At 42.6% G+C, this 26128-nt stretch carries 21 protein-coding genes and 4 pseudogenes; 16 read left to right on the forward strand and 9 right to left on the reverse strand.

The window, feature by feature from the left end; genetic code table 11:
- Positions 1–225: 225 nt before the first annotated feature.
- Positions 226–315, forward strand: a pseudogene (locus I8U18_RS14935) (helix-turn-helix domain-containing protein); the annotation flags it as partial.
- 621 nt (positions 316–936) lie between these two features.
- Here the strand turns inward: I8U18_RS14935 and I8U18_RS14940 are convergent.
- The gene (locus tag I8U18_RS14940; RefSeq protein ID WP_198064923.1) at positions 937–2271 is read right to left on the reverse strand and encodes a DUF2252 domain-containing protein; all 1335 of its coding nucleotides are present in this window, start codon (positions 2269–2271) and stop codon (positions 937–939) included.
- A 368-nt stretch (positions 2272–2639) separates the two neighbouring features.
- Here I8U18_RS14940 and I8U18_RS14945 point away from each other — a divergent pair, with 368 nt between their 5' ends.
- The 7 genes from I8U18_RS14945 to I8U18_RS14975 all read left to right on the forward strand — a co-directional run bounded on the left by I8U18_RS14945 (position 2640) and on the right by I8U18_RS14975 (position 10969).
- The gene (locus tag I8U18_RS14945; protein WP_198064924.1) at positions 2640–4637 is read left to right on the forward strand and encodes a sigma-54-dependent Fis family transcriptional regulator; all 1998 of its coding nucleotides are present in this window, start codon (positions 2640–2642) and stop codon (positions 4635–4637) included.
- A 254-nt stretch (positions 4638–4891) separates the two neighbouring features.
- Entirely contained in the window at positions 4892–5884 is a 993-nt protein-coding gene (locus tag I8U18_RS14950; RefSeq protein WP_198064925.1) for a thiamine pyrophosphate-dependent dehydrogenase E1 component subunit alpha, read from the forward strand.
- A 40-nt stretch (positions 5885–5924) separates the two neighbouring features.
- Positions 5925–6941 (forward strand): alpha-ketoacid dehydrogenase subunit beta, encoded by a 1017-nt coding sequence (locus tag I8U18_RS14955; protein WP_198064942.1) that lies wholly within the window; start codon positions 5925–5927, stop codon positions 6939–6941.
- Positions 6942–6966: 25 nt separating this feature from the next.
- Entirely contained in the window at positions 6967–8097 is a 1131-nt protein-coding gene (locus I8U18_RS14960) for a dihydrolipoamide acetyltransferase family protein (RefSeq protein ID WP_198064926.1), read from the forward strand.
- A 1025-nt stretch (positions 8098–9122) separates the two neighbouring features.
- Positions 9123–9359, forward strand: a complete 237-nt coding sequence (locus tag I8U18_RS18045; protein ID WP_198064927.1) for a DinB family protein — start codon at positions 9123–9125, stop codon at positions 9357–9359.
- Positions 9360–9367: 8 nt separating this feature from the next.
- A complete protein-coding gene (locus tag I8U18_RS18050) occupies positions 9368–9565 on the forward strand; it encodes a DinB family protein (protein WP_255518421.1) in 198 nt (65 codons plus the stop codon).
- A gap of 414 nt (positions 9566–9979) precedes the next feature.
- Positions 9980–10969 (forward strand): hypothetical protein, encoded by a 990-nt coding sequence (locus tag I8U18_RS14975; RefSeq protein ID WP_198064928.1) that lies wholly within the window; start codon positions 9980–9982, stop codon positions 10967–10969.
- Between the two features lie 286 nt (positions 10970–11255).
- Here the strand turns inward: I8U18_RS14975 and I8U18_RS14980 are convergent, their stop codons facing one another.
- The 7 genes from I8U18_RS14980 to nthB form a co-directional block, all read right to left on the reverse strand.
- A complete protein-coding gene (locus I8U18_RS14980; protein WP_198064929.1) occupies positions 11256–11660 on the reverse strand; it encodes a (2Fe-2S) ferredoxin domain-containing protein in 405 nt (134 codons plus the stop codon).
- Between the two features lie 96 nt (positions 11661–11756).
- On the reverse strand, positions 11757–12557 hold the full coding sequence (locus tag I8U18_RS14985; protein WP_198064930.1) for a HoxN/HupN/NixA family nickel/cobalt transporter: 801 nt from the start codon (positions 12555–12557) through the stop codon (positions 11757–11759).
- A 199-nt stretch (positions 12558–12756) separates the two neighbouring features.
- Complete coding sequence (locus tag I8U18_RS14990; protein ID WP_198064931.1) at positions 12757–13890, reverse strand: AAA family ATPase; 1134 nt, start codon at positions 13888–13890, stop codon at positions 12757–12759.
- A gap of 84 nt (positions 13891–13974) precedes the next feature.
- Positions 13975–15021 carry an aliphatic amidase gene (locus tag I8U18_RS14995; protein ID WP_198064932.1) on the reverse strand — a complete coding sequence of 349 codons (1047 nt, stop codon included), beginning with the start codon at positions 15019–15021 and terminating at the stop codon, positions 13975–13977.
- A gap of 389 nt (positions 15022–15410) precedes the next feature.
- The gene (locus I8U18_RS15000) at positions 15411–15782 is read right to left on the reverse strand and encodes a nitrile hydratase accessory protein (protein WP_198064933.1); all 372 of its coding nucleotides are present in this window, start codon (positions 15780–15782) and stop codon (positions 15411–15413) included.
- A 12-nt stretch (positions 15783–15794) separates the two neighbouring features.
- Complete coding sequence (gene nthA / locus I8U18_RS15005) at positions 15795–16433, reverse strand: nitrile hydratase subunit alpha (protein ID WP_198064934.1); 639 nt, start codon at positions 16431–16433, stop codon at positions 15795–15797.
- A 24-nt stretch (positions 16434–16457) separates the two neighbouring features.
- The gene (gene nthB / locus I8U18_RS15010; RefSeq protein WP_198064935.1) at positions 16458–17147 is read right to left on the reverse strand and encodes a nitrile hydratase subunit beta; all 690 of its coding nucleotides are present in this window, start codon (positions 17145–17147) and stop codon (positions 16458–16460) included.
- Positions 17148–17489: 342 nt separating this feature from the next.
- Between nthB and I8U18_RS18280 the strand changes: the two genes are divergently transcribed.
- Together I8U18_RS18280 and I8U18_RS15020 are read left to right on the forward strand one after the other, a co-directional pair.
- Positions 17490–19868, forward strand: a complete 2379-nt coding sequence (locus tag I8U18_RS18280) for a transporter substrate-binding protein (protein ID WP_370589411.1) — start codon at positions 17490–17492, stop codon at positions 19866–19868.
- Between the two features lie 525 nt (positions 19869–20393).
- Positions 20394–20483 (forward strand): annotated as a pseudogene (locus I8U18_RS15020) (helix-turn-helix domain-containing protein); the annotation flags it as partial.
- A 632-nt stretch (positions 20484–21115) separates the two neighbouring features.
- Here I8U18_RS15020 and I8U18_RS15025 read toward each other — a convergent pair.
- Entirely contained in the window at positions 21116–22327 is a 1212-nt protein-coding gene (locus I8U18_RS15025) for a helix-turn-helix domain-containing protein (protein WP_198064937.1), read from the reverse strand.
- A gap of 236 nt (positions 22328–22563) precedes the next feature.
- On the opposite strand from I8U18_RS15025, the gene I8U18_RS15030 reads away from it, so the two are divergent.
- From I8U18_RS15030 to I8U18_RS15055, 6 genes and pseudogenes are all read left to right on the forward strand, one after another.
- Positions 22564–22896, forward strand: coding sequence for a hypothetical protein (locus I8U18_RS15030; protein ID WP_198064938.1), 333 nt, complete (start codon positions 22564–22566; stop codon positions 22894–22896).
- 172 nt (positions 22897–23068) lie between these two features.
- A pseudogene (locus tag I8U18_RS15035) lies at positions 23069–23199 on the forward strand (ATP-binding cassette domain-containing protein); the annotation flags it as partial.
- A 90-nt stretch (positions 23200–23289) separates the two neighbouring features.
- Entirely contained in the window at positions 23290–23574 is a 285-nt protein-coding gene (locus tag I8U18_RS15040) for a transposase (protein ID WP_198064939.1), read from the forward strand.
- A 23-nt stretch (positions 23575–23597) separates the two neighbouring features.
- Complete coding sequence (locus I8U18_RS15045) at positions 23598–24437, forward strand: IS3 family transposase (protein ID WP_198064940.1); 840 nt, start codon at positions 23598–23600, stop codon at positions 24435–24437.
- A gap of 550 nt (positions 24438–24987) precedes the next feature.
- Entirely contained in the window at positions 24988–26007 is a 1020-nt protein-coding gene (locus I8U18_RS15050) for a protein-L-isoaspartate O-methyltransferase family protein (protein WP_370589409.1), read from the forward strand.
- A 19-nt stretch (positions 26008–26026) separates the two neighbouring features.
- A pseudogene (locus I8U18_RS15055) lies at positions 26027–26128 on the forward strand (transposase); the annotation flags it as partial.

Below are 26128 nucleotides of genomic sequence, written 5' to 3' on the forward strand. Positions count from 1 at the left end.
CTTCCCGCCACCGATAATATTGCGGTTGCTCTACTACTACGGGAGATAGTGTCACCTAGTAAAATCAATACCAGCACGAACTCCGTATTCTGCTCAACAGTTAACTTTTGTTTCACCATAAAACGCCCCCTTTCTTCTTACGTATGGAAGCTTAAGGGAGCATTATAGATCGTATAATGAAGTTTACTAACAAAGATCAACATGTCCCAAAGTTTGCAAAAGGTACGCATCAGTAACGTCATGCAAAAGTTGCATGTGAAAGGACGGTCCCAAGCCGTGGTGGAGTTGGTAAGATTGGGCGAATTAAAGATATAGTCTGCATGTGACCCTGCCGCATTTGCAAAGAAGGCAGGGGTTTTTATTGTATGGATCATTTGGGGAAAGGGGAATGCGAGCCCCTTTCGCTTCCAAAGTAACCGGGAAACCTGGTTATTTTGAGAGGATTTCAACAAGTACATGCGATCGTTAAAGGCGTAGCGTCTGCGTTTGAATTAAAAGAGAAGCAGACAAGCCAAAGCATTTGTCAGATGGTCATAAAATCGGGTTCGGGCAACCCCAGATACTCTCGCGCCCGGGCCAAAACAATCGACAAAATAGGGGATCACCTTCCCGGGAAAGGAACCCGGGACAAGCAGACGGCCGCTTGCAATGGGGGACTGAGAAATCTTACCGCAAAAGGATCTTCAAACAGACGCCTTTCATTCGGAAAGGAATACTCCAGCGCCCGAAAAAAGCCACAAATTGAGCCGTTTTGCTCGCGCGATCCCGTTTCTTTTGCTTACCATAATTCATCGGTTCCTTCCCACCTCCAATCAAAGAGAAGGCCGGGCAAACCATCAGATGATCATTTCATTCATATGTCATTTTTCCTGCATTATATCCGCTCCGTGCCACCAGCAAAAACCCCTGCCGCTCTTTACACGGCAGGGTTAAAGGTTATGCGGAAAACCCACATTCGTATTCTTCCGTAATCCACTCTACAAAAAGCCTATAATCCGCACAAACTTGCTTTTTATAATACAGCGCCAAGCGGGTAAGATCTTTGGCAAACCGGTCAAAGTCATCCCCGATTGCGTTTAAGATTGCTTGTTCATTTTGGTGCTCAATCTTGTCATGAACATCCTGGTCCGCACGGGCGTGCGCTTTTGCGGTTACTTGCCCCATGATTTCGACCGTCGCCAAAATAGACGCAAAGTGTTTGAGATGATCCCGGTCCAACTCATCTTGATAAGAAGAATTTTCCCTGACATAATAATGGCGGCCCTGAACCGTCATCCATCCGAGATAAGGATCTTCGAGATGGTGCATCGCTTTTTGCGTCATAACCACGCGTTTTCCGTGGTGTATGCCTTCTCCTTCCTCGGTAAACACGGGATGGGCAGGGAAAAAGTGTGCGGTCACAGGCTGACGCGCTTCCTTTGCTTCAAGTATTACATCATCCTCTTGATTGTCGTCATCATCGCCTTCGATCAATATAAAGTAACGATTAAGGCCAACCGAACCAATCCCCGCCCCAAACGACTTGACGACATCTTTAATGCGAAAATACGCGCGGCCTTGACGATTAGTTTGATCTAACGTGTCAAGATACTGATTCCACGCTTCTTCAAGTGCTTGTCTCTCTTTTAGATCAAGGGATTCAAGTCCATTTCCTCGTTTGAATCGCCGCTTTCCATTTTCAACAATCGTCATCTTTAACAAAGCTTCATTCGGTTTTTTGCCTTCAACATTCTCCAGGAGATTTTTAACAGGTCCATATGTTGCCTCTTTATTAAAAAGTGTTTTAACAGCGTGGCTACGATCAGCAAACGTTTGGAGCTGTTTGGCATAATATTGATAGAAGCGCTCCATTAATTCACTTTGATTTTCTTCCGAGTAGCCGAGCATTTCGGCGTAAAGTCCGATACTGACGCTATTGCGAATAATGTCATAAAGGTAGGATCCGAGAAAGCCTTCATCAAAATCATTGATATCAAACACAATTTGGCCGTCTTTCGCCTGGAAGGCGCCGAAATTCTCAAAATGGAGATCTCCTTGGATCCAAGTCGGATGTTCATCCGTGGTCTGATAAGGAAGAGGAAGTTTGGTCAGATCTTCATAAAAGAGAACCGCGCTTCCTCTATAAAAATGAAAAGGACTTTTTTTCATTTTGGCATATTTAATGGCTCGTTTCTCTTTGCTTAAGTTTAATTGACCGCCTTCATAGGCATCAAACAGCATTTTTATGGTGTGCTTTCGAATCGTTTTCCGTGTGTCCTCTACCAATAACATAAAAATCTCCACCTTATTTATATAAAAATCAAACTCTATTATAAATCAAAAGAATTAGTTGTTTATGGATTTTTTTCCTAAAAAATCGTTTAATCTTTCCCTAATCAGTTAGCAATCGCCATCGCATTGCGGGGGGTAGATTATGTATACCGGGGATATCAGCTCGACGTGACTTTTCTCGATGAGTGGATGAAAGTGGAGTGCGAGGAACTTTAAAGGGATACCTGTCAATCAAGTAAAATGGCATTGATCCTATTATTTCGTCACTCGACTAAAAATTGAAAATTGGATAGATGTCTTAAAACTATGTCCAAATTGGACTGAAGGGTAAAGAAAAAGCAATACGTTGATGAAGTTGATCGGTTATAATGAAAGAAATATCAGTTAAATGGGGTGAGACATTGCGGGATAAAGAACGATTGAAGACCATTTGGGAGAAATTTGTTTATTACAACCAAATCGATCCTAATCTCGATGAATTGGTCAAACAATCGTGGTTACGTTCCGTCTTTTATGGAGTAAACCCTCAACAAGAAAAGGGTAAGAAAATTCTTTCCCCTAAACAACTTGAAAGATGTCTGCGAGACAAAAGCGATTTGCTTCGCATTTCTCTTCCATTAATGCAAAGCCTGTATACCTTGGTGCAAGGTTCCGGATTCCTCGTTATTCTGTGCGATGAAAATGGATTGTTATTGAAGATGCTTGGAGATCCAGATACCTTGTTTGAAGCGAAAAATATCAATTTTGTTGAAGGTGCCAATTGGAGCGAAGAAGCGATGGGAACAAATGCTATTGGCACTTGTATTAAACTGGATCAACCAATCCAAATTTACGCCGCAGAGCACTTCTCTAAGATATGCCAATCATGGACTTGTTCCGCCTCACCGATTCATGATCCAGAAGGAAAAATTATTGGTGTACTAAACATGTCAGGCCCCTTTGAAAAAGTACATCCCCATACATTAGGGATGGTGGTGTCAGCAGTCGAAGCAATTGAAAACCAGCTTAAATTAATTGAAAAGTCTAAAAAGAATGAGATTATGCAAAGCTATTTGGAGGCAACGATCAATACATTGACGGAAGGGGTTTTAATAGTTACACAAGAAGGAAGCATCATTAAGACAAATGAAATACTACTAAAAATGATTAAAATAGATGAACAACAAATCATTGGCCACAAACTCAATCAAGTTTTTGGTAATGAGATCATGAAGAAAATAGCAGTTGCACAAACGGAAATAGTGGACAAGGAAATAAGTTTAAAAGTGAATTTCAGTGGGGAAATTGTTCATGTTCTACTGAATGTGAAACCTATAATCAGTTCTGTCGGGAAGTTGATGGGGTCTTTAATCATGTTAAAAGAGATCAAGAAAGTCCGACAGTTCATTCATAATCTGACCGGAAGTCAAGCGAAGGTTACGTTTGCGGACATTATCGGGAATAGTCTTACATTTTTAGAATGCATCAAAGAAGCAAAATTGGCTGCCTGTTCCAATTCATCCGTATTGTTAATGGGGGAAAGCGGAACAGGAAAGGATTTGTTCGCCCAAGCCATCCATAATGAAAGTGATCGAAGGAAAGGGCCGTTTATTGCCATTAATTGTGGAGCAATACCCCGAGATTTGTTAGGCAGTGAATTATTTGGCTATGTTGAAGGGGCGTTTACAGGAGCAAGAAAAGGAGGGAGTGCCGGTAAGTTTGAATTGGCTGATGGGGGAACATTATTTCTCGATGAAATTGGGGAAATGTCACTCGAAATGCAAGTACTTCTGCTGCGGGTATTGCAGGACAAAGAAGTTGTACGAATTGGCGGACATAAAGTGATTCCGGTTGATGTTCGTATTATCGCGGCTACGAATAAAAACCTCGAAAGAGAAGTAAAAAAAGGGAGTTTCCGCAAAGACTTATTTTACCGTTTGAATGTAATACCCATCAAAATCCCAAGTTTGCGAAATCGCAAAGAAGACATCCCGCTACTGGTTAGCAATTTTACAAAAAAATTAAATCACAGGCTGGGTAAACAAATTAAAAGAATTTCACCGAGATTAATGGATTTATTAACGGAATACGACTGGCCGGGAAATGTTAGAGAGTTACAAAATGTTTTGGAAAGAACCATCATTAGATCTACCGGTGATGAGTTGCTTCCCGAGTTTTTACCAATCGAACTAAAAACCGAACATATACCTATTAAAGAGGATGACGGCCTTCCGCTTAAAGAAGAAATAAAAAAACAAGCATTGATCCAGTCGATTCGGGAAAGTAACGGTAACTTCAAACAAGCTGCCCGTCTGCTTGGGATTTCTCGCAGCACCTTATATAGACAATTGGAGAAATATAATCTGGAGAAATATAATCTAAGGTAAGTATGTCACATCTAGTGTCCCGTTTTGGGACATATTTGCCAATTTAGCTTTCATACATATGTCCCGAAATGGGACATTTTTTTTGTGAAAAGCCCAATTTTTAGTCTATCAGAATATTGGCATGATTTTTGCTTTAATATTAAAGCGATGAAAAGATCAAATAGTAAGGGGAAATTTGGACATAACCTTGGTTATTGTCCAGTAATGGAATCAGCAATGTAGAGAACAAAACCAACAAACAAGGAGGAGAAAAAATGTCAGTCCCTGCGGAAAAATTGAAATGGATGTATGAAACAATGTTCAAAATTCGCTATTACGAAGAAACAATGGTGAAGGTTTACATGGAAGGGAAACATCCTGTCTTTAACATCGGAGCCGGACCAGTTCCAGGAGAAATGCATCTGGCGGCCGGACAAGAACCTGCCGCAGTTGGGATTTGTGCTCATCTGCATGAAATGGATACTGTTACAGCGCCACATCGACCCCATCACCATGCGATCGCCAAAGGTGTTGACCTTGATCGGATGACTGCTGAAATTTTCGGCAAAGAAACTGGTTTGGGAAAAGGAAAAGGCGGCCATATGCACTTGTTTGATCCCAAAGTTAAATTTTCCTGCGGTGGAATCGTAGCTGCAGGAATTCCACATGCAGTAGGTGCAGCCTTAGCTGCCAAAATGAAGAGAAAAGACTGGGTGGCAGTTGCCTTTATTGGTGAGGGGGCAGCGAATGCCGGCGCTTTTCACGAGTCTCTCAATCTGGCGGCTCTGTGGAAATTACCTGTAATTGTCGTAATTGAGGATAATTCTTATGGTATTTCTGTACCAAAAGCAGCTTCAACCGCGATTCAATCGAATGATAAACGAGGGGCGGCCTACGGAGTTCCAGGTTTTTATGTGAAAGATAATGATCCAATTGAAATGTGCCGGGTTTCTGGCGAGGCTGTAGAGCGCGCGCGCAGGGGAGAAGGACCAACTATTATTGAGATTGAGACTTATCGTTTCTTAGGCCATTTCCAAGGAGATCCGGAACTATATCGTGATCCAAATGAGGTTCCCAGCCTTCGTCAGAATGATCCGATTCAACGTTTAAAGGAGCTGTTGCTTAAGGAAAATCTCGTTTCCTCAGCAGAAATTGCACAAATGGAAAACCGTGCCCGTCAAGATGTAGATAGGGCATATGAATTTGCCAAAAAAAGTGCTTATCCAAAACCGGAAGCTGCTTTGGAAGACGTGTTCGTAGACGCTTAACGGTTAATAAAACTTATTTAAAAAGGAGAATTGAATGCCTATGGAGACGACAAAACGCCTGTTAACTGGAAATAAGGCAATGGCAGAAGCGATTGCATTGGAAATGGAACGGGATCCAAATGTATTTGTGCTTGGTGAGGATGTGGGAATTTACGGCGGTATATTCGGGTCGACTGAAGGGCTCTTCAAAAAATTTGGAGCGGAGAGAGTACTTGATACACCTATTTCAGAAACCGCTTTCATAGGGGCGGCAATTGGGGCTGCCGCTGAAGGAATGCGTCCGATTGCGGAATTGATGTTCGTTGATTTTCATGGAGTATGTATGGATCAAATCTATAATCATATGGCAAAGATTCCATACATGTCTGGCGGTAACGTTAAACTTCCGATGGTCCTGATCACCGCAGTAGGCGGGGGTTATAACGATGCAGCGCAACATTCGCAAACTTTGTATGCGTCATTTGCCCATTTGCCCGGCATGAAAGTGGTAGCGCCTTCTACTCCGTATGATTTGAAAGGTATGATGATCTCCGCGATTCGCGATGACAATCCGGTGGTCTTTATGTTTCATAAATCTTTGCAAGGTTTGGGATGGATGGATCCAATCGATGCTTCGATCGGCCATGTTCCTGAGGAAGCATACACCCTACCCCTTGGAAAAGCGAATGTGGTGCGAGAAGGAGCAGATGTCACCATTGTCGGGATTCAAATGATGACACATTATGCGCTCGAGGCAGCAGAGAGATTGGCGGAACAGGGAATTCAAGCGGAAGTCATTGATTTGCGGTCACTCGTTCCGTTAGATAAAGATACAATTATCCAATCAGTAAAAAAGACACACCGTTTAGTGGTTGTCGACGAGGACTATCGCTCATACGGAATGACAGCCGAGGTGGCGGCCGTTGTAGCAGAAGAGGCGTTATATGAATTGGAGGCTCCGATCCGCCGTTTGGCAGTTCCCGATGTGCCGATCCCCTATAGCCGACCTCTTGAAAAGTTTGTGATCCCAGGTCCACAAGCCATTTATGAAGCAGTAGTCGATCTATTGAAAGAATAAACAGAACGATTAGGAGGTAGCTCAATTGTCCGAACAGATAGAAGTGAGGTTGCCAGAAACAACTGAAGATGTAATGGAAAGCTTGGTTGTTTTTTGGCACAGGTCAGTAGGAGATCGGGTTGAGCAAGGAGAGGTACTGGTTGAAGTTCAAACTGAAAAGGCTGTGTTTGAGGTAGAGGCACCGGCAAGTGGGCGTATTACTCAAATTTTTGTGAAGCGTGGCGAAGTGGCTGCAGTTGGAGAGGTTTTGGCAGTGATTGAACAGATGGAAGAGGATAGCCGGAATGTGCAACAAGTAATGAGTGCCGCTAACGAAAAACAACAGAAAGCTATTTCAAACCAACAGGCGGAGCCACTCTCTGTGAAGGCCTCTCCACGAGTGCGGCGCCTTGCGAGGGAACTGGGTGTCGATCTCTCTGTCATTACTGGAACTGGCCCCAGCGGTCGTATAACTGAAAGTGATGTCCAAAATGCCCTGAAACAATTCAAACTAAACGAACAAACTGTGGAACTGACAGCTTTTCGGCGAACGATTGCGAAAAGAATGATGAAAAGTCTGCAACACTCTGCTCAGTTAACAGAAAACGCATGGGCTGATGTTACCGCTTTATCAAAACAGAGAAAGCAGTTAGCGCCTGAAGTAAGTTGGAACACTTGGATTCTGCGTGCGGTGGTCTTAGCTTTAATGGAACATACGTACATCAATGCTGTTTGGGAAGAGAACGGGATCCGACAATTTGATTATGTTCATTTGGGAGTAGCCGTTGACACGGAGGATGGACTGTTGGTTCCGTCGATTCAACATGCTGAGCGATTGACATTGTTCGAACTTCACGAAGCTGTGAGTCAAGTTGTGCAAAAGGCGCGTCTGGGAAAGCTGTCAAGCAGTGAATTGTCAGGAAGTACGTTTACTGTCACCAACTTAGGATCTTATGGCATTCAATTCTTTACTCCAATTATTAACCCTCCTGAGGCGGGTATATTAGGGGTCGGGCAAATTGAAAAACAAATTGTGTTTGCAGATGAAAAACTTGAACAACGGGAGAGATTACCGCTTAGTCTAACATTTGACCACCGAATTCTGGATGGAGCTCCAGCAGCAAGATTTCTTCAGACGCTCGTTCAATTGCTGGGAGATCCGAAAAAAATACTGTAAAGTTATCGTTGATTGTTCTAATTGTCTAAGATCAAGAGAGTAAAAAAAGTTGAGTGGAAAGCTTGCTCTCATGAGCCGCCATATACTCGTAATAAAGGGGGATGGTTCGAGTCCTGTTTACTGCTCCAGATCAACCCCCTGGGAATCCCGATACTTACTGTCTCTGTTTCAACAATCGTGAACGTGTGCATTTTCTATACGGATACTTAACTCCAATGAGAATCTTCAGGAGGACTCCTCACTCAAGTAGCTTGATACACGTGCATTGTGAGGATAGCATTAAGCCGTTTGTCCAAGAGAGAAATTTATCTTCTTGGAGCACGGCTTTTTTTCATCAAATGAGCATACTTGCCAAAGGGAATGATGGGACCGGAAGGATCAGGAAGAATGTACTCCTTATACTTATACGACAGGAAAGTAGCGAGATTCTGATCTTTGAGCGGATAAACTCCAGCAACGCAGCACGTAACTGCTCATCATTGCTAATCCCTATCGATTCCAGACGCTTTCTCTTTGCGTACAGTTCTTCAATCCGGATAGCCGTGTATTTTGCATTTCGGTGCTTTTTCCCGGATTACAAGTTGGTGAGACATTTAGCCTCGGTCCTGATACGCCGTTATATCAAATCGGTGAGAAGGCTTGTGATCTATATGAGAAGGATGACCTTTTTTACAATCCCCTTGGTTATTGGACATTACAAAGAAAATGAGTCGAATGGGTGGTCTTACCCTGTCAAGTAAACTACAAAGCCTAAGAACTTATGCGGCGATCATTTGCCGGATTCGACGGGGAGCGATCACCGAGTCGCTATTGGGAGCGTTCATTGCTGTAAAAGGGATAAAAGAGTGGCCACGCTCAACCTTAATGCTGGCGGTACCTCTCTTAGGCAGATAGCACCCACGAAGCAGAGCTTTGCCAGAACCAACTTTTTTTATCAACTTTTCAACTTCTATTCCCATTTATTTGTTGCATAATTTAGAGTTGTATAAGATGATAATGAGACAACTTTCATAGGTAGGATGAAAATGAGTCATTTTTTAATTGCTCAATTTGAGATATTACGAGGGCGTTTACAGCAATTTTTGGAGGCAACCTCCGAAAACGTAGCGGATCAAATGCCTCAGGGTTTCAACAATACGATTCGCTGGAATGTCGGGCATATCTTAACGGTCGCCGATACGTTTTTCGGTTTAAAGAGCTGTTCTGGGCTGGAACCAAACCGGCAGACTGGGCAGGAGAAGTCCCCTCTCTGGAAACATTAACTTCTCGGTTGCAGGAACAAACGGCACAAATCAAAGATGCATTCTCCGATCGGTTAGAAGAGATGTTGGAGAAACCAATCCAACTTCCAAATGGCTTTAAAATCGAAACGATTGGCGCAGTATTTAGTTTCAATAATACTCACGAAGGTGTGCATATGGGTTATATGAATGCGTTAAAGCGTACCATTGAAAGACAGACTAAATAAGGAAAACAGAGGAAAACTGTGGAAGGTGCAGGAAGTCACGGCTCCACGGTATGAATGCGCCTAGGAAAGATCCGATTATTCTCTAAATTATGAATAGATCGACCATGCTTTCGAATAAATGTCAATAAGATGATCTCTCTTGTCACCGTATCATTTGAGTGAATTTGTACGCTAAGAAACCAAACCTCAAGAAAAACTTGCTAAACGCTTCAAAGTGCGAAACACTTGAAACTACTATTTGAGCTGAAACTCAGAAAATAACAACATAACTAGGCATGGAACGTCCCTTCGTGGATGGATGTGGGTTACCACGCCAGATGAAGCGAAAAGCTCGCCAATTCATTGGCGATGTAGTTCACAATGGCATTTGATTAAGAGATGCCATGCCATATCATTTATCATGGAGGTTTGCTAATGAATTGTAAGAAATGGTCGATCATAGTTGCTTTTATGTGTATAGTGAGCCTCGTGGGAGCACCTTTAGCTGCGGAGGCAAGCCCAACACCAAAGCCATCACCAGGCCCAAGTCCAACGCCGTCAGAGGACATGCCAGAACAGTCAAAGCTGTTTAAAGTGGGGCCTACCATTCCTGGAGTCAAAAATCATGGATGGATCCCACAAGGACTTAGCTACCTAAAATCTAAGAATTGGCTTTTAATTTCTAATTACTGGGATGAAGGAAAAGGCTCACAGAGGCATCCTAGCACGATATCCGTCGTAGACAGAAAATCCGGGAAATTTGTGAAAAACGTTTATTTGTATGAGAAAAAAGGCAAAAAACATACAGGGCATGTGGGTGGAATTACAGTAACTCCTCATTATCTATGGGTTGCATCTACCACTAGTGGCAAGAATTATCTACTACAGTATCCCCTATATCAACTGGTCAATAAAAAAGATGATCAACCGATTTATCCCAAAAAAATATATAATCTGAAACATGGTGTTTCTTATGTTACTTATCATTTTAAGTACAAGGTAAAGCAGAAAAAAACTACGAAACAACTATGTATCGGTAAATTCGTAGAAAAGAAAGCAGGTAGCTTGTATTGCCATAACTTGGATTCCAAAGAGAATATGTCTTCAAAATATGTCTCCTATAAAACGCCATCCAATGTGCAAGGTGTAGAGTTCTACGGAAAAGATGTAAACAACCGTGGTTATATTCTCTACAGCCGGTCCTTTGGTCGAAAGAAAAACAGTACCTTGGATGTCTATAAGGGACTCGGTACAACGAACAAAGTGAAATCGTTGAAGATGTACTCGATGACCGAGGAAATTGTCCAAGTTGGAAATCAATTGTATGCCAACTATGAGTCGGGAGCGAAAAAGTACCGTCGAGGTGGCATAAAGAAAACTTACCACCTTTACTATGGGGATATCAGAAAGATTGTAAAGAAGTAAAAATTGATTGCTAAAAAAGATTCCTTCAGCTGAAGGAATCTTTGAGGCTGTTGACAAAAGAAGGTCAACAGCCTCACTCTCTGGTTACCCTTTTGGTGCCTTTTGCCCAGTTGGAAAACAGCGTTTTTTCCATAAACAAAATGAGCCCCTCTAAATTTTACAAGGGCCAAAGAGAAAGAGGATCTCTTTTTTGTTTATGGATGAAGAATGTACCCCCCAATATAACATTATCCAAAATGTCGATGTTTATGGTTTATTTGCACCAAACAAATAAGATGTCATTTACTTACTTCTTAAGATCAGGACTGAAAAACGATTCTTTTTGCTCCGTCCCCTTGGCGATCCCTCTCGGCACACCGGAAGAACGTACAAATCGTTGGTTTTGATACGTATGGCTAACGCTTTTATCCATGGGGTAAAGGCGGAGCAAATAGTCTCGAATTATTTTCCTTCCAAGCGAGGGAGTAATGTCCTTAAACCACGTCCCCTCCGGATATACAATTACAACGCAAGCATCTTGGCAGCGTCCATTGCATCGGGTCCTTGTGGTGTGAATCCTGTGATCCAAGTTACATGCCTTAATTTCGGCCCGGATCGCCTCAACGACTTCATTCCCACCCTTCTTGATACAACTTCCTCCATTGCAAATCAAAATATGATGTTGAGTCTCGGACAAATCCCATGTAGTCACTTTAATTCTCCTTCCGTATGAGTATGTTAAACTGGATCTTTAGCTTTTAAGGAAGCGGTCGCTTGTTAAAAAAGGAATAACATCGGAACAGGTTCCTTATACATCATCCATCTGTATATTGATTTTTGATTTAGATCGAAATCGCACAAAAGTGTAACACAAAATAATAAACACAAAGATGATAACGCCTACGATTTCGAAATCAAGTTCAAACGATGGGATGAAAAATGTTAATGCTTCATAAAATGCGACTCCGTAGGCCAAAGCTACAATGATCCATCCCATGATTCTTGATGCAGATCTCCCCAGTTTGCCGGATCGATCAAGCATTCGAAAGGCGACAAATGAATCGATGGTATCTGTAAGCATCATCCCGATCATAAAAGTCAGTCCCAAAATCACGGGCATTAATCTATTTGAATTACTAGCTGCAATGGCCCAAACAGAAGTTTGGCTTACTGTATCTGCTGCAAGTGCAAATATGCTCCCAATTAAAACGATATGAATAGGATTAGTAGTTTCTCGAGCGATCCGTGGAATGAATTTCCCTTTGATTCCACCAATCTTAAATTCAGTTTCTGTATTTTTTTTATTAAGAAGGTTCATGATATTCAATGTACCGATGAGGAATAGGGATATGACAGATACCCATGTTACGAGGGTATCAAAGTAATCGGGGAACTTGAAATTTCTACTAAATGTTGAGAGAATGACAGCCACACTTGCTACCACCATTCCATGTCCAAACGAAAACAGCGTACCTACCCAACGTGTAACCTTACTTTTCATACGCCAATTATAACGAACTAACCCATCAATACAGGCTAAATGGTCGGCATCCAATCCATGACGCAGTCCTAAGACAAACACGAAAAGAATGAGTGAAACAATTTCCATATTAAACTCCCTCCTCAAAATTGCTTCGTTTTTACAAAACATGATCTTTAGTAGGTTTTTGATATAACATGAGTCTTTTATTTACTAAATCCGCTACTGCTTATTCCGAGTTTTTATAATTGCTACACAGACCCTATCTATCTATTTTCATTTCTTAGTTTGATAGCGATGTGTCGGAATCCTTATTAAACATGTTGGTTCATATTGTGTGCATGATTTTTATTTCGATGCCGGCAATCGACCTCTGTGCTATGTAACTCACCCCTTCCCGCGCCGTTTGTTTTATCAATAATTCAGCCAGCGGTACCTGTACATATTTGCGCACCGCTCTCTTTAAAGTACGTGCTCCATACTTTTTGTCAAACCCTTTTTCAACCAAAAATTCTTTCGCGGAAACATCGAGTTCCAGCTGACAGCCGTATCTTAGCAGTTTCCGGTTTATCTGCTCCGTCAACAAATCAATGATTTCAAACAATGTCTGTCGTTCCAGCCAATTAAAGGTGATAATGTCGTCGATTCGATTGATAAATTCGGGTTGAAAACTGCTTTCAAGTCTTCTTTTGATTAGATGATCGAGAACCGTTTCGCGACCCCGCTTTCCCCAATTTCCCGGATTGAAGAAATAAATCGCCTGCTTGGCCAGAAAAGCAAATTTGTTATCAGCAAAACTTTGGATTTCTTTCGTTCCCAGGTTGCTGGTCATAAAGATCAGAGTGTTGCGGAAATCAATCGTCTCTTCACCCGACGCGATCGTCATGACGCCGTTGTCGAACACGTTCAATAGCGTTTGGATCACCTGGGGACTCGCCTTTTCAATTTCATCGAATAATATAATCCCCGGCCTGCTGTAAGATCCTTCGATTTTCTCCTTATCAAGGATGGTCGAACCTTCCCGACTCCCAACATATCCGGGAGGAGCACCTGTCAGCGCCGCGGCATAATGATCGAGAGACAAAGTATTCATATCTACTCGGCAAAAAGATTCCCGGTTGCCATGTATCGCTTCTGCCAGAACGCGGACAATTTCCGTTTTTCCGACGCCGGTAGGCCCCAAAAACAACCCGATATGCAGAGGTTTGTCCGAATCGGTTATGTCAGCCCACACAATTTTCAACATGTTTTCGATGTTTTTCAGTACATGTTCCTGCCCCAAAATTCTCTTCCGTAGCCTCTTCATTACCTCTTCAACATCAAACCGGTACCGGGTCTGAATTTTCCGGATTGGTTGATCTGCAGGTGAGTCTGTCACATCTGGCACTTTTTGTTTCTCCTCTATCTCTTTTCGGTTGCGTTCGTCCGCATAATATTTCAGCTTGTCATTAATAAATGGCATGATGCTTCTCCTCCCTGCTCTCTCTTGGAGAAAGAAGGAGCAAGACTCTTGCCAAGCCCTGACTCCTTCCTTAATAGACTGGTTTTATTTACCTGCCTCCCTCACTTTGCCTTCATTCGGAATTCCTTCAATCGGACACTCGGCTGTTCCGACTGTAGACCGGGTGATTTTTTCAACGTTTTCACGAGCCTTTTCCGCATCTAATACCCAGGTGCGGTAGAAATCGAACGGACATTCTGCTATACCTCTGTCTCCTTCGCCCGAATTGATCAAGCCGGTATAACCTCTGTGCAGAAGCTTGAAGAGGTGGTTTTGCGATTGCGAATTCCGGCGGAAATCGCGGATTTGCGAGACAGAAATCTCCGCATATTGAATGCCGTTTTCTTCCGTGCCGCACTCCCCGAGTGTCCGTCCATCGAATCCAATGATCGCAGAATGTCCGAAGTAGGAATACACACCGTCAAAACCGGTCGCGTTCGCAACTGCAACATACGAATTGTTCGCCCAAGCCATTGCTTTTGCCATGATAATTTGCTGTTCTTTAGCCGGATACATGTAGCCTTGGCAACGAACGATCAATTCAGCGCCTTTCATTGCGCAGTCCCGCCAAATTTCCGGATAGTTTCCGTCGTCACAAATAATTAGGCTCACTTTCAGACCTTTCGGTCCGTCACAGACAAAGGTTTTGCCGCCCGGATACCATCCCTCAACCGGCACCCAAGGTATAATCTTTCTATATTTTTGGACAATCTCGCCCTTATTGTTCATTAAAATCAGAGTGTTGTAAGGTGCTTTGTTCGGATGATCTTCATGCTGTTCTCCTGTGAGAGAAAACACTCCCCATGTATTAGCCTTCCGGCAAGCTTCAGCAAAGATTTCAGTTTCTTCACCCGGTATGGTTGAGGCGGTTTCATACATTTCTTTAGGGTCATACATGATTCCATGGGTGCTGTATTCTGGAAAAATGACCAAATCCATCCCTGGTAGCCCCTGCTTCATACCGACAACCATGTTCGCAATATTTCTGGCGTTCTCCAAAACTTCCTCTCTAGTATGCAAACGCGGCATTTTGTAGTTGACGACTGCCACTCCCACAGTATCAAAACTGCTTGAAATATCTCCATGCCTCATTTCAAACACTCCTTTTAATTTAATGGGATTGATAGTTTTTAGGCTTGTTTGGGTGCTGCGAGGGTTAAAGTAAATAGCATGGTAAACGATGGACAAGTAGGATACTGACACCTGCAGTGAATGCATCAATACGTATTCCACAGGAAATCGCTGTACGTCATTTTTTTAAGTCTAGGGAAGGGATGAAATACAAGTGCTCTCAAAACGTCTGCTTTCTAAGAGGAGGAACATATAGCACTCATGCATGATGTTTATATAGGAACAGGTGTATGTGTGCTGCTTAGAAATGGGACAACGCAATGTTGTCCCATAAATGAACGGTTGATTTATCTAATTACGATATATATAGAATTGTAATTTTAATTTTTTGAAATTTAGATATCTTTTTGTTAATAGAAAACCTCATCTCGTTCCCCAGTGAAAAATTCGTTAGCACGGGTATCGATGTCGCGCTTGTCTAAGATTCCTGTTTCTACCACGAGTCGCTCCAAGGCTTTTAGCCAATGCTCATAGTAATTCCAGGCATGTTTATCCTTTTGTTTAGTGGTCTCCCATACACCGATCTCCTGGATCAATCGGGTTCGGAAATCCTCCCATGAGGTATAACGCTTTTCCTCATACAGAGCAAGAGCCATACCAAAAGCTCGGCTTTCCCAAGGCTCTTGGAATTCTAATTCTCCGTTTTTTCTGGGTGGTGCGACTTCTTCGGGCATATACGCAAGCATAGAATCAACAGAATTGCTCTCACAATTATTTTTCATGGTTACCTCCTATCACACAGTGGCCGTAGGCGGCTGTACTTTGGCAACACCAATCATGGAATCTCGAGTAACGAGTTTTGCAAGTTCTTCCTCCGTCATTCCTTCAGTACCCTCAGGTCTTTGCGGTAATACCATAAATCGTAGTTCTGAACTACTGTCCCATACCCGGACTTCTACTGTATCAGGCAAGTCCAAACCGAATTCTCGTAGTACCTCTCTTGGCTCTTTGACAACCCGAGCCCGGTAGGCCGGTTCTTTGTACCATGAAGGCGGTAAACCAAGCAAGGGCCAAGGATAGCATGAACATAGGGTACAGACTACTACATTGTGTACAGTATCCGTATTTTCCACTACCCGGATATGTTCTCCCTGCAGACCATAATATCCGAGTTCTTTTAATACAGTCTCTGGATCCTCTAGCAATCTTTGTTTGAAAACGGGATCTGTCCAGGCCTTAGCGACGACCTTGGCTCCGTTCATGGGACCAAGCTCATGTTCATAGTGTTGTACAACCCTATCGATCGCGTCAGAGGAAAGGAGTCCTTTCTCGATAAGAAGTGATTCAATAGCTTTTGCCCGTGCTCCCCAAAACGATTGCGGATGTGGATGGTGATGTGGGAATCGGGGATCTACTTTGTGATTATCAGCCATAATAAACTCCTCCTTTATAAATGATTAGTTTGAAATAGGTTCCAAATAACTTTCCCAAAGATCGACATAAACTGCATCTTTCTGTTTTACTCCCCATAATTCTTCGGCCTCAAAACGTACGCGATAGAGATATTGCGGGTTTTCGCCTCTCCTATGAGCCGCATCATCAGGGAAAACATGGGCCCCATACACCTCATCGATGACACCATACTTGTCACGGGTGTAACGGGGGAATCTTGTATGACCAGTTGGGTGAATGTTCCTTGTCTTTATTCTGTCTCCCACCTCGAACCGGGGAGGAGACGATATTTCGCGGAGCGGAGACAATCCTTCTAGCAGGGCTTTTTCTACAAGCTTTACTAATTCTGGATCCTCCCGGCGTGGTATTTTTTTATCCGGTTCCTTCATGAAAGCTTGTGTTCGAGCTTCGAGTTCTTCGGCGCCCAATACCCCTGTTTCTACTAAGTTGTATGCGACGGTTGCAATCCAGTGGCCATAATATGATGACGTCAGATAGTCCACTGGACGCATTAGTTCAATGCCAATCCTGAATTCATCAAAGGCCTTCATTCCTAATCCTTGTGCCATGCAACTAGCCACAAGCCCGAAAGCAAGCCTTTCCCAATCATAAGTGAAGTAAGGGTCGTCTTTTTCTTTTACATACATAATTTTTCCAAATCCATCCATACCTCCAACATCGTGGATACCGTTCATTTGTATGCCCCTCCTATTGGCGTGATGGAAGAATTGTGCACACTAAAGGGTAAAATAGTGGACTCCTCTCCTCTTCGGCCGAAGGTGGTTTCATTGCTTGTCCCTCCCCTTTAGTTTTCGCAATTAATAATATGCAAGAAATGTGCCAATTTTATTATTATAATGAAAAGTCGCCTCTCCCAAAGCCCGTCGACAAAGTTGCTTACCAGATAACTATCAATAAACCAAAAATAATGTTCAAAATTCGTGTAATTATGATTTAAAATAATACATGTAGATGTCTGATAAATATAGTTTCGGGAGTGGTTTCATATTAAAAAGGAATACGAGTACCGTATCGGAATCCTTTTTTCGCTGAGTGGAACTACGGCGCTTGTCGAAAAGGGACAATATCAGACAGCATTGATGACCATCGAGTTGATCAACCAGTCAAAAGAGTACCTAGGAGTAAAGTTGATTCCGGTAGTTGAAGATATCCAATCAGACCCGTTCACTGCGGCAAAAATGGCAGAAAAGCTGGCTAAACAGGGTGTTCGAGCTTTGGTCGGTACGTATACCTCAGCCTGCCGCAAAGCGATCCTGCCCATTTTGGAAAGGTACGACCTCCCCCTTCTATATCCAACACAGGTTGAAGGACTTGAATCCCATCCAAATGTCTTTTATTGCGGACCGACGATAAACCAACAGGTTCTTTACCATGTTCCGTGGTTGTTGGAACACTTGGGAAGCCGTGTTTTCCTAATCGGTTCCGACTATATTTATCCGAGAGAGACCCATCGACAATTAAAACCGTTGATCAAGCGATATGGGGGAGAAGTTGTAGGAGAACTCTTTCTCCCTCTCGGAAGTTACGAAATGACCAAAGCGCTTAAGACTATTAAGCAGACCAAGCCGAACTTTATTTTCTCCACTATTGTTGGCTCAAGCATCGTCCCCTTTTACCGCCAATATCGGAAACTTGGCTTTGATTCGGCAGAGCTCCCCATTGTCAGCAGTGTTACGACGGAACTGGATATTCAAGCGATGGGCGGGGAGTATGGATTTGGCCATTATTCCACATTTCCCTACTTCTCATCTATTAAAAGTGAAGAAAACCAGCGTTTCGTAAGCTTATATCGTCGTAAATACGGACGAAATGAAGCAATCAGCGCAAACATGGAATTCACATACACTGCGATCTTCTTATTGGCGAAGGCGTTAAGCGAGTGTAAAGAAAAACCGGACCTAAAAAAATTTTTATTGAAGCAAAAGTTTGAAGCTCCACAAGGCACTGTTTTCTTCGATCCAACAAACCAACATCTCTGGCAGTGGCCTCGGATCGGGCGCGTTCAAGAGAACAATCTGTTTGAGATCATCTGTTCATCCGATAAACCGATTCGGCCTGATCCTTGGTACATCTCTTTTGCCGAGGTCAGAGACGACCGGGATGTATTGCAGAGGCAGGTGATTGACCTTGTCTCCAACAGATTTCCCGATGGTGTTGTCGTTTTATCAGCACAAGGAGATGTTCTGTACATGAATGCGGCCGCTCAGGAGTTGGTCGGTCATAAGGGTTACCCTTGGTATCGTCTTATTGAAACCATTTTCTCCTTTAGAGAATTGCCGAAAAAAGAACAACCTTTGCCCGGGGAGCCGGATCTTTTTTACCTGACACACAGTATTTACCGAGATTCTACTCATATTGGAAGCATTATCGTTTTAAAACAAAAGAAGCAATCGACCGAAACAAAGCCAGTTTCCTCTACGCAATTTTCAGAAAGAATCATCGGGAAGGATCCACGCTTTTTGGAACAGTTGGAAATCGCCAAAATCGCAGCAAAGACAAATGAGAATGTCCTATTGCTTGGAGAGAGCGGCACGGGAAAAGATGTTTTTGCAAAAGTGATTCACGAAAACAGTTCCCGTAAAAAACAGCCATTTATCGTCGTTAACTGTGCTACTCTCTCAAAAGAGTTAATTGCCAGCGAATTGTTCGGTTATGAGGAAGGTGCTTTTACGGGGGCGAAGAAAGGAGGAAAAATCGGTGCTTTTGAGGCTGCAAACGGTGGAACCCTCTTTTTGGATGAGATCGGAGAGATGCCGTTGGAATTACAGGCAACCTTGTTGCGCGTGTTGGAGGATAAAGCCATTACACGCGTAGGCGGCACTAAGATGATCCCCGTCGATACAAGAGTGATCGCCGCGACAAACAAGAATCTAAAACATGAAATTACATATAACGGGGCTTTTCGCTGCGATCTGTATTACCGGTTAAATGTAATAACGATTCACTTTCCCGCGTTGCGAGAAAGGCAGGGGGATATCCCGTTATTAGCGAATTATTTTTTAGAGCAACTGAATCATACCCAACCGAACCACCAGAAAAAGAGCTTTGATGCTTCCATTTTTGAGGCGTTCTACCGATACCCATGGCCCGGGAATATTAGGGAATTGCGCAATGTCGTACAAAGAGCTTTTTACCTTTCCGGATCCAATCTCTTCATTACACAGGAACATCTTCCGGAGGAGATTCGGACTGAGAGACTGTCTTTCAATCCCTCAGTCGACCACTTAACAGATAGTTCTTCTCATAAGCTCAAAAAAGCAGAAAAGGACATAATTGAAGAGACACTGCGTAAAGTGAATGGAAATGTGCGACGGGCAGCGCAGATTTTGGGTATATCTCGCAGTACTCTATACCGAAAGATCGATCGAAAAACGCTGTTAAAGTATAGGGAATAGGATTGGTAGGCCAAAAAACATGGGCCGATGTGATCTGCATTACTTTGGTCAAATTTCTCTCTGGTCAAACTGAACTAACAAAAAACTAGTAAGTTGGTATAGAAAGTATGTACCAAGAATGGGGGAATTAGATTTTTGGTGGGAATCCAATCACAATTGGATTAACCGGAAGAGCTGTCGATGATGAATTTTAGGTACAATTTAAATAATATGCAAAAGGGCTCAGATTTAGGGGGGACCAACTTGTAACAACATAATAAAGATCCTCTGTTAGATATGTGTAAATGTTACGATAAAGATCAGAGGAGGAAAGAGAAAAGGCAATAAAAATTGTGGAAAATTTGCTCAGCTATTTGAAGGAAATAAAGTAACTAACTTACCTTGATTAATTCGACGAACAAAAAGCAATGAATGATCGGACAACCCTGTCCATGAGAGGATAAGATAATCTCGACATTCTGGATTAATGCAAGTCCATATTTTGTCCATATCCACTTTAAGCTGTCCCAAAGTTTGCAAAAGGTACGCATCAGTAACGTCATGCAAAAGTTAAATGTGAAAGGACGATCCCAAGCCGTAGTGGAGTTGGTAAGATTGGGCGAATTAAAGATATAGTCTGCATGTGACCCTGCCGCATTTGCAAGAAGGCAGGGGTTTTCGTTATGGGGAAAGGGGAGTGCGAGTCCCTTTTCCCCGTTTCCCAACTTTGCACTACAATAGGTATTTTCTTAAGAAAAGCATTGTTTAACGGTAATAGAGGGTTTGGCTGATGTTGTGCTGGCGGCATAATTCAGCGATTTAAATGTTCCTTTTTAACCTCGCTAAGACGACTGATTTCCTCTTTGATTCTATCAATTTGGAGAATTTTACACAGTAAACGATCGTTTTTTAAAATGAAGCACTATAGTTTTTGAATATGGAATATTACCTATTTAGACAAAAATAAAATAAATTATATTAGTAATAAAATGGGTATTTGCGGTAAATAAATTTAGTAGATTGGAGAGGGGTCCTAAGATTTCACGGATTTTGATTAATCTCGATGAAGCGGATACCATCCAAAATGGCAGTCCGCCGCCTCCATAAACGGGATGAGAGGTCATAAGTTTGTACTATAGGTACAAAACAGTCGTGTAATCTGAGTGTTTTACTTTCGACAATAAATAGCGTAGGAGCGACATCGTTAGCTCGAAGTGATAGAGCTTCCTCCTATTTTTTGAACAAGTTTTTCATCTTTACGATCTTACTTAGGTGGGATAGTGAGCATCTAGCTCTTTTAGCCCGTTCCTATCTTCGTCATTATCAAGCATATGGCGGAAATCTTTTACAGACTGAACATCACTATAACCCGTTGCTTCAATCGTGTTTAATAGTCGATAGGCACGGCTCTTCGCATGAGGAGATTTCAACAATTTGGCCTTCTGATAGAATTCCTCGCCTGCTTGTACACACTTGTCGACCTCACCTAACATTAGATGTGCTCTCGCCCAATCTAGCGGAATCCACGCATCCAACCAGATATTAGCTTCCAAGGCGATCTGGCTCTTGATTTCCTCTTTCATTGCTAAGGTCTCCTCTGGCTCTCCAATCTCCAGATAACCATAGCTCTTTTCTGCCAGAACACCACTTAAAGAGTGGAACACAAAATCTGTTCCATCACCATAACTATAGTTTTCGATACTTCTTGCAGTGCGTAATGCGGCTTCTATGGCTCTCTTAAACTTCACTTTCTGCCTAGCACTTGCATACACTCTTGCGAGGTAGGCGTTGGTTACTACTATGACATGTTTCGATGCCCGAAACGATTCATCTCTAGCCAACTCGAGGTACTCAATAGCTTCCTCTTTTTTTCCCATTCGCTCTAGTTCAGTGCCTATATTAAGATAACTCATAGCGAGAGTAGCCGGATGATCAATTGCTTTCGCAATCTCATGCATCTTGCGAAATTTGTTTAGAGCCTCCTCATATCGCTGATTTTCAACGTCGATTACAGCATTGAGACGCAGAACTTGGGCGTAGAGAATTTGAAAACGCTCATCCAGACGTACAGGAGGCGGTGTATTCGTTCGTAAATAATCAAAAAGCCGATTCAGATCATTGACAGCCTCTTCAACATACGGCAAAGACATAACACGACGAAGATTCCATGTCCGCTTTATCAAACTTTCGGCTGTGTTCAATGTCTCGTCATACATAAAAGTTCCACAAAAAGTACTTGGATTAAATGGGTCGTAATCAGAAAGTCCTACTTTCCAGAGTGGAATCTGTAAAATATTACATAAACGTCGAAGCGTTTGTGGATCAGTGATATGCTTTTTGCCACGTTCCACATCAGAGACGTAATTCACACTAACGCCGGTTCCCCCACCTGCTTGGGGCCACTTCTCAGCTAACTGCGCCTGCGTCATATTTAACTTTTCCCTAGCTTCACGAATAGTTATCCCATAATGGTATTTCATATCTTTACAACCTCACAATCACGAATAGTTACCCCATAATTGTATTTTCTACCTTTACAACCTCACAATCAACCTATTGGTATGAATATTCTATATCCAATTATACAAATATTTAAACTCTTTTGGTTGTTCTAATTTGTTATGATCTCGGTCACAATATTACTAGGCTTATCATGTATATCCTTCTTGTTCAAACAGTCAAGTGATCACATTTTTAATAAGAGGGGGTTAAAAGATTGATAAAACTTCAAGTACTGGGACAACCCGACCAGGTCAAATCATTTCTGCAGGACATCAGGCAACGTCCACAGATTGAACTTCACCAAGAAGGCATGCAGGAAATGGCTGATGAAAATGGGATTTGTGTCACATGTGAAGTGGATTTGCAACCGTCAAGTCGGATAAAGATTGTCCATCTTAGCACACAAGATGGTGGGGAAATTCGGATGCCTTTGCAGGATCTTATTTATGCAGAAATCGAGGAAGGAAGAAAAATCTTGGAGGGTAAATCGTTTGATATTTTTTCAGATAGAAAAAAAGAGCCAGAAATAATGGCCCACACAAAGTAGAATTATTTACCCAATTATATCATGGATGGGAGATGGAGGGAACCGGATCGAAGAGGTTCCTAAATGAAAAATGAAGAGGGAAAAAATCATTTACTGATGGGATGAATCAGAACGAGTGCTTATTGTCGTTTGTCCTTCAAGAAATAGACGAAAAAGTATTAAAAATACTTGGAAGGTTGGGGAGAGGGGCGTCAAACTTTCTGGTGGGGAGAAACAAAGAATCGCAATCGCTAGGGCATTGGTAGAGATCCGCAAATACTTTTACTCGATGAGCCTACTTCTGCATTAGATGCAAGGACTGAATCTTTTCTATAGCGCTCCCTTTTAAAATGCGACGGTCTACTGTGTAGAGTTCTCCAATTTGATAGAATCAAACTGGAGGAGGAAATCAGTATGAAGCGTCGCAAATGGACTCCAGAGGAAAAAATGAATATCGTCTTAGCTGGGTTGAAGGGGGACGTTTCAATCGCTGAATTATGCCGTCAGCACAATATCAGCCAAACCCTCTATTACCGTTGGAAAGACACTTTTATTCAACGAGGATTGGAAGGGTTGGCAGGAAAACAGTCTCTTGACAAAGAGCGTGAGCAATTGCAAGCGAAAACAGCAGAATATGAGCTACTTATTGGTAAATTAACAGTCAAGCTGGCTCAATTAAAAAAAACGCTCGATCTTTAACACCCAAAGCGTGGTAGTTGCAATTGGTAGAAGAAGCCCAGTTTCCGGTGGAAACTGTATGCCGTCTCGCTGGAATTCATAAAAGCACTTTTTATCGCCGCCGAACCCGGCTTACTGAGTCTACTCGTACTCGACTCTGTTTCCGCCAAAGAGAAATTCGGAAACACGTTCGATCCCTATGTGAAAAGTATCCGACTTATGGCTACCGACGAATCTGGGCTTTATTGTGTCGAGAGGGTGTTCGGGTAAATCTTAAAACCGTATACCGTGTCATGAAAGCCGAAGGTTTGCTCCAATCCGTCAAACGATATGAAGCGAAACGGACTCGTCAGACGTGGGATATGACGCTGTCTTGCTCGAACCAGGTTTTGCATATTGATATGACAAAAATTTGGACGGATGAGGGTTGGGCTTACTTGTTTAGCATTATTGATGCCTATGATCGTCGAATCGTAGCCTGGGAGCTGAATCGGTTCTGCCGAGATGATGAAGGAATTCGTGTGCTTGAAAAAGCAGTAAATCATGCATTTCCTAATGGAGTACGTGGCAGTGGACTGAAGCTGGTTCAAGACAATGGTAGCCAATTTACCAGCAGAGATTTTGTTCAAACCTTAAAAACGCTTGAAATTACTCCTATTCGTACTTCTTACCGCCATCCTCAAAGCAATGGCAAAATGGAACGCTGGTACCGAACTCTCAAAGAAGAAGAGGTATGGCCTAATGAATACCGTTCGTTACAAGAAGCAAAAGCTTCTCTTGATCGATATATCTGTTTTTACAACTATGAACGAGTGCATTCTGCACTCGGATACTTGACCCCTATGGAAGCTTATTCTGGAGATCTCTCCACTCAAATTGCTTGATTTTGTCGCATTACGAGGGTAGCATTACATTTCTCCAAGATCAGCTGGAGTCGCTTTTTGAAGATAAGACACTAATTGTTATGGCACACCGACATGCTACCATTCGAAACGCAGATCGAATTATTGTTGTGAGAGATGGGAAAATTGACGAAATCGGTATGCACGATGAGTTAATGCAAAAAAAATCTTTTTATCATCAATTGTACACAGAACAGTTCGAAAACCCAACTAAGGAAAAGGCAGTTCAATAAATCGTTAATGCCAAAAATAAAAACAAGGAGGCACTTTACCTTTGAAATACACGTCTTCACTTGAGGGAATCTTATCCACCAGGCGGTAAACTTTTTTGGTATTAGTAATTTTTCTGATTTTATCGAAAAAATCAAAAAATATGGCCCGACAGTCCCCGATTGTAAACTGGTGTCCATTAAGTTGGCGGAAAAGGATAAAACCTTTCTGATTCCGCTCAAACACTTAATTAATGTCAAAGGATTAGAGGATACACAAATCGTCACTGGTTTTCCTACGATATTTTTTCGGTGTGATTCGAGTGGATCTAAAACGGAGGAGGAGCGAAATGACTACAATTGCGGAAGCGTTTCATCGCGTAAACCGGGAAGAGTTTGTTTACAAGGCGGACGGGAGTCTTATTCCTCAGATCACATCTGATGCCGGAATCCGTGCAAGCCTTGAATTGTTAGATGTGCAAGAAGGGCAACGAGTGTTGGAGATCGGCACAGGATCAGGTTATAGTACGGCTCTGTTAGCCTCTCTTGTTGGTCCTAACGGCAAGGTTGTTTCAGTTGACATTGAACCGGAACTCACCACTCGTGCACGTCAAATGTTTGAAGAGCGAAATTTGCATCATGTGCAATTCGAAACACAGGATGGGCGAAAAGGTTGGGAAGATGCTGCCCCGTATGATCGGATTGTTGCTTGGACAACCCCCGATCATATACCAAATGCCTGGAAACAACAGTTGAAAGAAGGAGGTTGGATCGTTTCCCCTTTTCGAGTACTGCCTATTGCTGACAGCAATGTCGTGGTTCGACTGATAAAAATGAATGGTGAACTCAAAGGAGGTGATGTTACCCAAGGCTCTTACATTGCGATGACGGATCAAACGCCGGAGAAGTTTTTTGGTCCATGGATTCACGCAGAATGGGTAGGAGAAGGAGAGCATCCGTGGTGGGTTAGTTCATCATGGATGAAAAAAACCTTTGATTCAAATTGGGTCAATCGCTTTCTCAATGTGAATCCAACGGCTCCCCATTTCCCGGAGGTTGGCAATGACCTTCGACCGTACTTACTCGCGGTTGCCCCTAACGGTCTGACAACAGCTGGCCATCCGGAGCACGGAAGTTTCATCGGTTATAGCAGTCAAGAAGGGTTTGCATTGATCTCCCTAAGAGATCGTCAATGGCTCGCAACAGACGAAAGGCATACAAACATCTTGATCAGCTGGTGGGAGTCGTGGAAAAAACAAAAACAGCCATCCTATAGCTACATCAAAGCCCACGTTGTTGGCAACCAGGTGCTTGTCAAGATTAAAAATGAGGAGGAATTCTAATGGATTATCAAGCTCCTAAATGGCGTTGATCCAATATTTATTTGGCATTCGATCCATGAGGCAAACCATTAAGGAGATTGAAACCAATGTGGCTTATCGTTGGTTTCTTGGTTATGGACTC

Origin of the sequence: Thermoactinomyces sp. CICC 10522, assembly GCF_016055075.1 — a bacterium.
Taxonomy (GTDB): domain Bacteria; phylum Bacillota; class Bacilli; order Thermoactinomycetales; family Thermoactinomycetaceae; genus Thermoactinomyces_A; species Thermoactinomyces_A daqus.